Here is an 11,695-nt window from a genome sequence, read left to right on the forward strand (position 1 = left end):
TCTCCGGCCGCTGATTGGGACTAGCGGGTGTTCACGGCGGTGCCGAAGGCGGTTTCGGTGTATTTGATGCCCGAGAATTCGCGTTTGGCGCTGTTCAATTGCCACTCGCCGGCGAAGAGGACGACGGCGCGGCCGCGCACGTCGCGGGCGGGGATGCCCACGCGTTCGCGATCGAAGGCGAGAAGATCGAGGTCAGTGCCGTCTTCGCGTGAGACCCAGCGCACGAACTCGCACTGCATCGGTTCGAGGCGTGCGTCGACGTCGTATTCCGACTTGAGGCGGTGTTTCACCACCTCGAGCTGGAGCCGGCCGACGGCGCCCAAGATCGGGTCGCCGCCTCGCTCCGGGATGTATTGCTGAATGGTCCCCTCTTGGGCGAGCGCGTCGAGGCCGCGTTTGAGCTGCTTGCGGCGCATCGGATCCAGCATGCCCACGCGCACGAAGTACTCGGGCGAGAAGCTTGGGATCTCTTCGAAGGTGAAACTCGCGCCCGAGGTGAGCGTGTCGCCGATCTCGAAGACGCCCGGGTCGTAGATGCCGAGGACGTCGCCGGCGAAGCCCTCGTCGACGATGGTGCGCTCTTGCGCGAGGAACGTCGTCGGATTGGCCAGGCGCATGTCCTTCTTGCTGCGCACGTGGTGCACGCGCATGCCGCGCTCGAACCGGCCCGAGCACACGCGCATGAACGCGACGCGATCGCGGTGCGCGCGATCCATGTTCGCCTGAATCTTGAAGATGAAGGCGCTGAACGGCTCCAGTGGATCGACGCGTCCCTTGGAGCCTTCGCGCGCCACCGGCGCCGGCATGCGCTGGCAGAAGGCCTCGAGGAACGCCTCGATGCCGAAGTTGTTCATCGCGCTGCCGAAGAACATGGGCGACACCTCGCCCGCGAGGAAGCGATCGACGTCGAAGTCGTCCCCTGCTTCGTCGAGAAGCGCCGACTCTTCGCACAGCCGCTCGTAGCCCTCCACATCGAGCTCGTTCATCAGCGCGGGATCGTCCAGCCCCGTCACGGTGACCGGCGCCACCTCCGAGCCTTGCAGCGCGCTGGAAACGCCGGCGCGCGCCGAGTCGAAGAGGTAGACGCGCTTCGGCTCGTCCTTGTGAAAGCCGCGGTAGACGATGCCGCGGAACGTGGCACCGCGGTAGATGGGCCACGTCACCGGGTAGACGCCTATCTCGAGCACGTGCTCGACCTCGCCCACGAGATCGAACGGCTCGCGGCCGGGGCGGTCCATCTTGTTCACGAAGGTGAAGATGGGCATTTTTCGCTGGCGGCAGACGCGAAAGAGCTTCTTCGTCTGCGCCTCGACGCCCTTGGCGCAGTCGAGGAGCATCACCGCGCCATCGGCGGCGTGCAACGTACGGTACGTGTCCTCGCTGAAGTCGGCGTGGCCCGGCGTGTCCAGCAGGTTCATGGCCAGACCGCGGTACGGGAATTGAAGCACGCTCGACGTGATGGAGATGCCGCGCTCGCGCTCCATCTCCATCCAGTCGCTCACCGCGGAGGCGCGCCCACGCTTGGCCTTCACGGCGCCGGCCAACTTGATGGCTCCCCCGTAAAGCAGCAGCTTCTCCGTGAGCGTGGTCTTGCCCGCGTCGGGGTGAGAAATGATGGCGAACGTGCGACGTTCGGCAATGTGGTGGGCGAGAAGCTTGTCATCCATGGGTCGAGCGACGGTCCTTCGGCACGGGCAATGCACCTCTTCCTATCATGGATCCACGTTCGGTCGACGAGACCCCCACGGGCGAACTGATCAAACGGGCCCTCGATGACGCACGGGAACTCGTGCGCATCGAGGTGGGGTTGGCCAAGGAAGAAGCTCGCGAGCAGCTCGCGTCGGCCAAGCGGGCGGTCATCGCCGGTGCGGTCGCGTTCGTCGCCGCCTTGCTGTTTCTGGCCACGGCGACGATGGCGGTGGTGCTCGCGCTCGGCGGCGGGGCCCTCATTGCCCTCGGAATTTCGGGCATTTACCTGGTGGTGGCCGGCGTGGCGGGCGCAGTCGCATACCGCCTCGTGCCGAGAAAGCCCGTCGAGGAAACGCGGCGGCGCATCGAGGGCGAGATCAAAGAACTCAAGGAGCACGTGGCATGACGCTTCAAATGGATCGGCAGCCGACCCGGCAGATTGAGCTTCAGCAACAGGCGGAGATCGCGCGAACCAGGCTTTTCGAGACGCTCGACGTCCTCGACCGGCGACGGCACAGCGTCGTGCGCATGGGGCAGCAAGCGAAGACGGTGGTGGCGCCGGTCGGCCTCGCCGTGGCGGGACTGCTCGTCGTGGGGATCACCGCCACGGCGGTTCGTCAGCACCGGGCCCTCCAGCGTGCTCGACACGATTGGCGACGCGCGCTCGTGCAACGCTTGGTTCCCGAGCCGCCCCCGCAGGGCTTTTTCTCCGAGGCGGGACGACGCGTGGGGTTGGCGCTGCTGCTGCTCGCGGCCAATGAATTCGGCAAACGTCTGTTGCGGGCTCTTTAGGTCAGCTCACATCGAATGAAAAATTTTGACCGTGCGGCAGTTTGTTCTTCTTCCAAATGGGAAGACGAAGGGAGCCGAACCGCTGTTAGGCTAGAGCTGTGGGTCGCACGGCGGACGACGAGCTGGCGCGCGAGCGCTTCATCGCCATCGGGGAGATCGCAGCGGAAGTCGCGCACGAGTTGCGAAATGCGCTGCAGGTGATCACCGCCAGCGCGTACGTCGCACGGCAGGATCCTGCCGCGAGCGCACCGCACATCCACAAGATCGAGCGGCACGCCCGGCTGGCGCATTCCATCGTGGACGACCTGATGTCGCTCGCGCGCGGCGAGCCGGCGCACGCGGAGCCGATTCTCCTCTACGACGTGCTCGTGGCGGCGCGGGCCGAGATTGGAACGGGCGCGGCGCGTTGGAACGACGCCATCACGCCGGCCGACGTGCGGGTGCGCGCGCACGCGGGGCTCGCAACGCGCCTGTTTCACGCGCTGTACGAGAACGCGATCCACGCGAGCCAGCCGCAGGCGCCCACCATCACGACGCGCGCGTGGCTGGAGGCGCAGGCCATCGTGATCGAGGTGGGGGACGACGGCCCAGGGGTGCCTTCGGAAATTGCGTCCAACATTTTCGATCCGCTGGTGAGCGGGCGGGAGGGCGGTACCGGTCTCGGCCTCGCATTGGCCCGGCGCATTGCCGCGGCGCACGCGGGCGGGCTTTCGCTGGTGCTGACCGAGGCCGAAACCAGCGAGGCCGGCGCACGAACGGGCGCGACCTTCCGCATAACGTTGCCACGCCATAGATAACGCACCGGGGCAGCCCTACACTGCCCAGCCTTCATGCTGCCGGTCGTTCTCCGTGGTGCGCGTACGCACAACCTCCGCAACGTCGATCTCACTCTTTCGCCGGGTCAACTCGTGGCCATCACGGGGCGAAGCGGCGCGGGCAAGTCGTCGCTGGCGCTCGACACGCTGTATGCGGAAGGGCAGCGGCGCTTCGTGGAGAGCTTCAGCCCGTATGCGCGGCAATTTCTCGAGCGGCTCGAGCGTCCGCCCATCGAGCAGCTCGATCCGATTGCGGCCACGGTGGCCGTGGACCGGCGCGCGCCGATCAAGTCGAGCCGTTCGACCTTGGCCACGATGGCCGATCTGGAGCCGTACTTCGCGGGGCTGTTCGCGCGCGAAGCAGTGCCCACCTGCCCCGATTGCGGCGTGGACGCGGTGGCGACGACGCCGGAGCAGGCCGCGCGCGCCCTGGTGAACAAAGTGGGCAAGGCCCGGGCGACGGTGAGCTACCCGATTCGCGCGGAAGACCCCGAGCATTTCTTCGAGCTGCGCGAGAACCTGGTGCGCGATGGCTACCGCCGCTTGATGGTCGGTGGGACGGTGCGCGACATCGACGAGGTGCGCCCCAGCGAGGCGACGGCGCCGGACATTCGCGTCGAGGTGCTGCTCGATCGGCTGGTGGTGCGGCCCGAGGACCAGCGGCGCCTGCAGCAAGCCATCGAGCTGGCCTGGGAACGGGGCGAAGGGCGCGCGGAGTTGCGGGTCGAGCCCACGGGAGAGCTCTTCGCCGAGGCCGCGAATTCCCACGTACCGGTGGTGCGCGGGCTCTCGTGCCCGAAGTGTGCGCGCGCGTTCGAGCCGGCGCGGCCGGCGTTGTTTTCGTACAACTCGCCGCTGGGCGCCTGCGAGGCGTGCCGCGGCTTCGGGCGCACCATCGAGATCGATTGGGACAAGGTCATTCCCGATCCGCGAAAGAGCATCGAGGACGGCGCCATCAAGGCGTGGGCCGGCTCGAGCGCGGAGTGGGAACGCGGCGTGCTGATGAAGTACTGCAAGCAGCAGCGCATCCCGGTCGACGTGGCGTGGGAGAAGCTGTCGGCCAAGCAGCGCACGCAGGTCATCGAGGGCGAGGGCACGTGGAACGAGGGGAAGTACCCCGGCGTGCGCGCATGGTTCAAATGGCTCGAGTCGCGCACGTACAAGATGCACGTGCGCGTCTTTCTGTCGCGCTACCGCGACTACGTGGCCTGCACCTCGTGCAGCGCTTCGCGTCTCAACAAGACGGCGCTCGCGTACCGGGTGGGCAGTCTCAATTTGGCCGACTGGCATGCGCTGGCGGTGACCGATGCGCTGGCGCGCGTGCGGGACATCGTGGTGCGCGATCCGCAGGGCAAGCGCCTTCGCGAGGAGCTGGCGGCGCGCCTCGGTTACCTCGATGCCGTCGGTCTGGGGTATCTGACCTTGGATCGCCAGGCCCGCACGTTGAGCGGTGGCGAGGCCCAGCGCGCGGGGCTCACCACGGCCCTGGGTGCGTCGTTGACGGGAGCCCTCTTCGTCTTGGACGAGCCCACCGTGGGGCTTCATGCGTGCGATGTCCCGGCCCTTGCACAGGTGATGCGCCGTCTGTCCGACGCGGGCAACACGGTGCTCGTGATCGAGCATGACGCCGAGGTGGTGCGCGCGTGCGATCGCGTTCTCGAGTTGGGCCCCGGCGCCGGCAAAGAGGGCGGACGGATCCTGTTCGATGGAACGCCGTCCGCGCTCGCGAAGCGCAAAGATCTGCCGACGGGCCGCGCGTTGTCGGGGCTTTCGGGCGCCGGGGGACGCACGAAGATCGTGGCGACGGAGCGTCTTTCCATCAAGGGCGCCCGCACGAACAACCTCCGCGACGTCAGCGTCGACATCCCCCTCGGTGTTCTCTGCGTCGTCACGGGCCCGAGCGGCTCCGGCAAGAGCACCCTGGTCGAGGAGATCCTCTACCGCAGCGTCGCCCGCAACCTCGGCGACTCCCAAGTCCCCCGCCCCGGGGAGCACGACGGCATCACCGGCGCCGAGCCCATCGCACGCGCGTGCCTCGTCGACCAGGCCCCGCTCGGCCGCACCGCCCGCGGCAACGCCGCCACGTACACCAAGGCGTGGGACCGATTCCGCGCCCTCTTCGCCGCCACCGCGGAGGCCAAGGAGCGCGATTTCACCGCCTCGCACTTCTCCTTCAACGTCGGCGGCGACAGCACCCGCTCGGGACGTTGCGAAGCCTGCTCCGGCGAAGGCTACGAAACCGTGGAGATGCAGTTCCTCGCCGACGTCACGCTCCTTTGCGCCGTCTGCCAGGGCAAACGATTCCGCCCCGAAGTGCTGGCCGTCAAATACCGCGGCTACGACATCAGCCAAGTGCTCGAGATGACCGTCTCCGAAGCGCTGCGCATCTTCGATCCCCCGTCGCAGCGCGACTACGTCTTGCAGCGTGCCCTCGAGCCGGTGGTGCGCGTCGGCCTCGGGTATCTCCCACTCGGGCAGCCGCTCTCGATGCTCTCCGGCGGTGAGGCGCAGCGCTTGAAGCTCGCGCGCGCCCTGACCGAGCCTGCGCAGGGGACCCTTTTCGTCATCGACGAACCCAGCGCCGGCCTCCACGCCGAGGACACGGTCTCCGTCATCGGCGCGCTCTCGTCGCTGGTCGAGGAGGGCGCGAGCGTCGTCGTCGTGGAGCACGATCTGGACGTGATCCGCGCCGCCGATTGGGTCATCGACTTGGGGCCCGGCGCCGGTCCCTACGGCGGCAACATCGTCGCGCAGGGCACGCCCGAGGACATGGCCGCCTGCGACACCAAGACGGGCATCGCGTTGCGCGACCGCCCGTCACGCCGCCCCGCCAACGTGCCCGTGCCCACGCCCGTGCCCGCAGCGCCCGTGAACGCCGTCACCGTCGAGAGGGCGCACGAGCACAACCTCAAGTCCGTCTCCTGCAAGATCCCGCACGGATCGCTGTGCGTCATCACCGGCCCGAGTGGCTCGGGCAAGTCCTCCCTAGCGTTCGACGTCGTGTTCGCCGAAGGGCAGCGTCGCTTCATGGAGACGCTCACGCCCTACGCGCGCCAATTCCTCCCCATGCTGCCGCGGCCCGATGTGGAGCGCGTCACCGGCGTCCCGCCGTCCATCGCGCTCGAACAGCGCCTCACGCGCGCGGGCTCCAACTCCACGGTGGCTACGGTCACCGAGGTCGCGCACTACCTCCGCTTGCTCTACGCCAAGGTCGGTGAGCTTCACTGCCCCAAGTGCGACGCGGTCGTCGCCGCCGTTTCCGCCGACGAGCTCTTCTCGCGCCTCGCCTCCGAACACGGCCGCGGAAAGCACCGCGTTTGGGCACCCGCCGTGCGCGCGCGGAAGGGCACCTACAAGGATCTCTTCACCTTGGCCTCGCGCTCCGGCATCACCGAGGCGGAGGTCGACGAGGATCTCGTGAGCATCGACCCACCGCCGAAGCTCGCGAAGGCCAAGGAGCACACCATCGATCTGCTGGTGCACACCGGAAGCCTCGAGGCCCTCGATCGAAAAGCCTTCGACCTGGCGCTCTCCTTCGGCAACGGCACCATCCGCGTGGACGACCGCATCTGGTCCACCACGCAAAGCTGCAGCCGCTGCGGCACCGGTGTGCCCGAGCTCGATCCGCGGTGGTTCTCTTTCAATACGAAGCAAGGCCAATGCGAGGCCTGCGAAGGCACCGGCTTCACCCCCGTCGACTCCGAGGACGAGATCCCCGATCCGTGCCCCAGCTGCGACGGCACCCGCCTCTCCGCCGTGCCGCGGCGCGTGCGGTTGCAAGGTGAAACGTACCCCGAGTTCGTCGGGCGCGACGTTGCCACGGCACTCGCCGAGGCCCGCAAGTGGAAATTCCAAGGCCGTGATGCCGAGGTGGCGCGTGCGCCGCACGCGGAGCTTCTTCGCCGGCTCGCCTTCGTGCTCGACGTCGGGCTCGGATACCTGGCCATGGATCGCCCTGCGGCGACGCTCTCCGGCGGGGAGATGCAGCGGCTTCGCCTGAGCGCGCAACTCGGCAGCGGCTTGACCGGCGCTCTGTACGTGCTCGACGAGCCCACCATCGGACTGCACCCGCGCGACACGAAGAATCTGCTCTCGAACCTGCGCGGCCTCGTCGACACCGGCTCCACCGTCGTCGTCGTGGAGCACGACGCCGAGACCATCCAGGCCGCCGATCACCTCATCGACCTCGGCCCCGGCGGCGGAAGGCTCGGAGGGCACATCGTCGCCGAGGGACCCGCGACGCGTGTGCTCGCCGATCCGCGCTCGCCCACGGGCCGCGCGCTCGTCGAAACCGCGCGCGTGGCCAGGCCGAATCGGCCCGACGCCGATCGCTTCATCGAGCTCACCGGCGCACGCGCGCACAATCTCCAGGGCGTGAACCTTCGCATCCCCGTGGGACGCATGACCGTGGTCGCGGGGGTGAGCGGCTCGGGCAAGAGCACGCTGGTGCGCAAGGTCTTCTACCCTGCCCTGCGCCGTGAGCTCGGTCTCGTGGGCGACGATCCCGGCAAATTCTCCGCGCTCAAGGGCGCGAAGTACGTGCGGCGCGCACTCGCCGTCGATCAATCGCCCATCGGGCGCACGCCGCGCTCGGTGCCCGCGACCTTCCTCGGCATTTGGGACGACATCCGCCGCCTCTACGCGGGCTTGCCCGAGGCGAAGGTGCGCGGCTACACGCCCGGGCGCTTCTCCTTCAACGCTGGCAAGGGCGGACGTTGCCCCGCGTGCGAGGGCCAGGGCGCGATCGTCGCCGAAATGGCCTTCCTCCCCGACGTGGTTTCACCCTGCGAAGCGTGCGGCGGCGCGCGCTTCGAGCCCGCCACCTTGGACATCCGCTACCTGGGCTTGACCATCGGCGACGTGTTGCATCTCTCCTGCGAAGATGCCGCGGGCGTCTTCCACGCGCACCCCAAGATCGCGCGCCCGCTCTCCACGCTCGTCGAGCTCGGCGTCGGCTACGTGCAACTCGGCCAAGGCTCGAACACGCTCTCCGGCGGCGAAGCGCAACGCCTCAAGCTCGCCTCGGAGCTCACCGCGGGCGTGGCCCACGAGCCCACCGTCTACGTGCTCGACGAGCCCACCACGGGGCTTCATCTCACCGACGTGCGGCGCCTCATCGCAACCCTCGAGCGCCTCGTCGAACGCGGCGACACCCTCGTCATCATCGAGCACCACCCCGACATGATCGCCTGCGCCGACTGGGTCGTCGAACTGGGCCCCGAAGGCGGCTCCGGCGGCGGCCAACTCGTCTTCGAGGGCACCCCGAAGCAACTCGCCAAGGCGAAGACCGCAACGGGCCGCTACTTCGCGCAGGAAAAAAGGGCGGCAAGGTCCCGCACCGAAGAGACCTCCATCGCCCCGTAGACGTTGACGTCTGACGTCGGCGTAGTCCTTGACGGCGACGTTGACGACAAGACCTCGACGTCGTCGTTCAACGACCGCATTGGGCGGGGGCGGTGCGCCTAGCGCCCCTGCCCCGTGACCTGCTGGCACCGCTCCATGCACTCGATGTTGTCCGAGCATGCCGTGGCGCAGTCCTTCGACTTGTCCTGCTTGCTCGTGCAGCCGGGATCGCGCTCGCAGCGCTGCGGATCTTTGGCGGCGCTGCTCTGCATCGTCTTGCAGCCCCCGCCCATCACCCCCATCACCAAAACCGACGCGAACATCAGCGCGATGGGCACCGCGCGAATCATTCGCCCTCGCCCCGAATGAACGTCGGCGGCGGCGGATTCGTCTGGGCCGGGCGATCGCGCAGGCACTTGGCCATGGCCACGTCGAGCTGCGGCGAGTGTTGCGGCAGCCGCGGACGGCCCATCACGGGTGCGCCGAGGCGCGACCAGGCCATGCCCGAGTCCGAAACGCTGAACCACACGAACAACGCACGCCCGCGGATGTTCTCGTAAGGAACACCGCCACCCTGCCCGCCGAACCACAGACGCGAGTCATGGCTGTTGTTCCGGTTGTCGCCCATCACGTAGACCTCGCCCGGCTTCACGTAGAACGGGCCCTGGTACTCCTGGCTTCCGCCCATGTGATCGTACAAGGTCAGGAACGCCTCGTCGCCGAGGTACTCGATGTACAGATCGCCGTCGCGACGACCCGTGGGCGTGTCGAACTCGCTGTACGAGTAGGTACCCACCAGGCAGTGCGGCACTTCCCAGCCGTTGATCCACGGATGGCCGCTCTTGGCCTCGAGCTTGTCGCCCGGCAGCGCGATCACGCGCTTGATGAAGTCTTGCTCCGGGTGCTCCGGGAACGCGAAGACCATCACGTCGCCGCGCTCCGGCGGAAGGCTCTTCCACACCCGAGCGTGCGTCCACGGGATCGACGGCCCGTAGGTGAACTTGTTCACGAAGATGTGATCGCCCACCATCAAGGTCGGGATCATCGACCCGCTGGGGATCTTGAAGGCCTCCACCACGAACGCGCGCAGGGCCATCGCCACGGCCACCGCCACGAGGATCGACTCGATGTACTCGCGCACCTCGCTCTTGCGCCATCGGCCGAGGCGCACATCGACCTCTCCGTCGGCTTGAACGAGCGCCTCGAGGAACGCCTCCTCGTTGAACGGCGCCACCTTCATCGTCTCGCGCAGACGCTCCAGCTCCACACGAAGCTTCTCCCGCTCCTTCAGCGAGAGATCGCGCGCGATGGCCTTCTCGTTGCGCGCCAAAATGATCTCCGCCTCGTCCAGAAGGCCGCGCGCACGCTCGAACGTGGTGCGCAGGCTCTCGGGAATGTCCGGTCGCAGCGGCGGGTGCGCGTGGCGCGAAAGCGGCAGACGGAAACGCACCGCGTAGAATGCCATCTCGAAGGCCGCAAACAAGGCGATGCCCAGAGGCACCGGCTGCTCGCGCACCAGCGACTCGAGCCAGCCCAGGGTGCCCTCGTGCTCCAGCCCGCTCGGCGGCGTCAATGCCCAGATCGTCAGGCACGCCAGCAGCAGGGGCGCCAAGAGGAACCACAGCACGAAGTACAGCGTGCGCAGCAGCCGCGAGAACGTGCCCTCGGTCTCGGGCGAACCCGAGGATGGCGTGGGGTGGCTGGGCGGACCGTCGCCCGTGTGTGTGCTGCCCGAAGCCGTCGCGACGTGCCCTTCCTCGTCGCCACGCTCTCGCTCGTCAGAAGCGTCGTTTTGTTCGTGGACGGAGGAACTCATGAAGCGCGTGTGGGATCCACCTGGCTCTATAGACCCACCTTCACTTTAGAGCAATCTTCGAGTCTTACCCGTGGAGAGGACGCCCCCGACGAGGTCCACTCGCCGGGCGGCCTAAGCTGCCCGCGCTGCCCGTGCGGCTGGTGCTAGCGCCGCTTGGCGTCGGCGACGGGTTCGCGTTTGCGCGCGCCCCCGTGTTCTGCCGTTTTCTCGTCGGAATCGGGATCGTCGTCGAAGGCGAAGTCTTCGTCCGCTGCCCCCCGACCGCCCGGTGGCAACGGAGGAGGAGTTGCACCCGACGCTGCGTCCGCAGGCTTGGGCGTCTCGGCCTTCTGCGAGCCGCTGGGCCGGTTGTTGTTGTTGCCGCCCACGTTGTTCGAGCTGGCCGGCTTGCCCGGCGCACCGGGAACGTAGCCCATCGACTTCTCCGCAACGTCGACCACCCGCGTGAGCTCACGCAGCGCGATGTTCGACGCGATGATCGATGGCGTCGCCACGCTCAGATCGTGGATCGCGTGGAAGGCCTCGCTCGGCTTCACCTTCTCGCGTTGGAAGCGCAGGTCATCGATGGCAACCCGCACTTCGAGCGGGATGCGCGTGTGCCAGATCTTGCCCGGGATGGCCGTGCGCAGCGCGAGCGACGTGAGGATCGGCTTGCGCGAGTGACCGCCGATGGAGCTCTGCGACGCGAGGAACGCCTCGAAGAGCCAGGCCACCAGCTCCTGATGCGCGGGCGTGTCTTGATCCCACGGCGTGCGCTCGCGGAACTTCTGCCAGATCTCGCCCGTGGGGCCGTACACCGCAATCTCTTCGATGGTGAACGCCTCGTCGAACTGTTTGACCGTGACGTCGCCATCTTCGATGACGGAATCGATGAGCGCACCTTGGAACTCGGGCGTCTTGTTGCGCGCCGCGCGGGGCGCCAAGCCGGTGAGGCCCGTGGTGATGCGCTGACGAACATCCGGGCGCTGCACCAACCACCCCATGCGTACCGACGCAGGCCAGAGCGACCGCGTTTGCTCGGGCGTCCACCACGAGAAGCCACCGACTCGTAGTTTCTGCAGCAACTCCGCCACGAGTTGAAGAGCCGGACCCTTGCCGAGATGCGACTGCGCTTCCTGGATTAGGGTCGCATCATCGCGCTTTTCCGGATCGGCATGGCGAAGCGAAGTCGGTGAATCGGCCATGAGGCGCTCCTCTCTTTCTTTTGAATTATCTTGAACTTCATCCATTGGTACCACCC

The 11,695-nt window shown here is 67.6% G+C and carries 8 protein-coding genes; 4 read left to right on the plus strand and 4 right to left on the minus strand.

Translation table 11 applies throughout. The features are described 5' to 3' along the window. Window positions 1–20: 20 nt before the first annotated feature. Entirely contained in the window at window positions 21–1,667 is a 1,647-nt protein-coding gene (locus LVJ94_36720; GenBank protein WXB02448.1) for a peptide chain release factor 3, read from the minus strand. 47 nt (window positions 1,668–1,714) lie between these two features. Here LVJ94_36720 and LVJ94_36725 point away from each other — a divergent pair, with 47 nt between their 5' ends. The 4 genes from LVJ94_36725 (at window position 1,715) to uvrA (ending at window position 8,660) form a co-directional block, all read left to right on the plus strand. Continuing rightward, window positions 1,715–2,095, plus strand: coding sequence for a phage holin family protein (locus LVJ94_36725; protein WXB02449.1), 381 nt, complete (start codon window positions 1,715–1,717; stop codon window positions 2,093–2,095). Beyond that, window positions 2,092–2,481: a hypothetical protein gene (locus LVJ94_36730; GenBank protein WXB02450.1), complete on the plus strand. Its 390-nt coding sequence runs from the start codon at window positions 2,092–2,094 to the stop codon at window positions 2,479–2,481. Before LVJ94_36725 ends, LVJ94_36730 begins: the two co-directional genes overlap by 4 nt. A gap of 98 nt (window positions 2,482–2,579) precedes the next feature. Continuing rightward, window positions 2,580–3,278, plus strand: coding sequence for a HAMP domain-containing histidine kinase (locus LVJ94_36735; GenBank protein WXB02451.1), 699 nt, complete (start codon window positions 2,580–2,582; stop codon window positions 3,276–3,278). Between the two features lie 33 nt (window positions 3,279–3,311). Next, a complete protein-coding gene (gene uvrA, locus LVJ94_36740; protein ID WXB02452.1) occupies window positions 3,312–8,660 on the plus strand; it encodes an excinuclease ABC subunit UvrA in 5,349 nt (1,782 codons plus the stop codon). Between the two features lie 98 nt (window positions 8,661–8,758). On the opposite strand, the gene LVJ94_36745 is transcribed toward uvrA, so the two are convergent. The 3 genes from LVJ94_36745 to LVJ94_36755 all read right to left on the minus strand — a co-directional run bounded on the left by LVJ94_36745 (window position 8,759) and on the right by LVJ94_36755 (window position 11,639). Then, window positions 8,759–8,989: a hypothetical protein gene (locus LVJ94_36745; protein WXB02453.1), complete on the minus strand. Its 231-nt coding sequence runs from the start codon at window positions 8,987–8,989 to the stop codon at window positions 8,759–8,761. Continuing rightward, window positions 8,986–10,455, minus strand: a complete 1,470-nt coding sequence (lepB, locus tag LVJ94_36750; GenBank protein WXB02454.1) for a signal peptidase I — start codon at window positions 10,453–10,455, stop codon at window positions 8,986–8,988. Before lepB ends, LVJ94_36745 begins: the two co-directional genes overlap by 4 nt. A gap of 143 nt (window positions 10,456–10,598) precedes the next feature. Continuing rightward, window positions 10,599–11,639, minus strand: a complete 1,041-nt coding sequence (locus LVJ94_36755) for a hypothetical protein (protein WXB02455.1) — start codon at window positions 11,637–11,639, stop codon at window positions 10,599–10,601. Window positions 11,640–11,695 lie beyond the last annotated feature (56 nt).

The organism is Sorangiineae bacterium MSr11367 (assembly GCA_037157805.1).
Lineage (GTDB): Bacteria > Myxococcota_A > Polyangia > Polyangiales > Polyangiaceae > Pendulispora > Pendulispora rubella.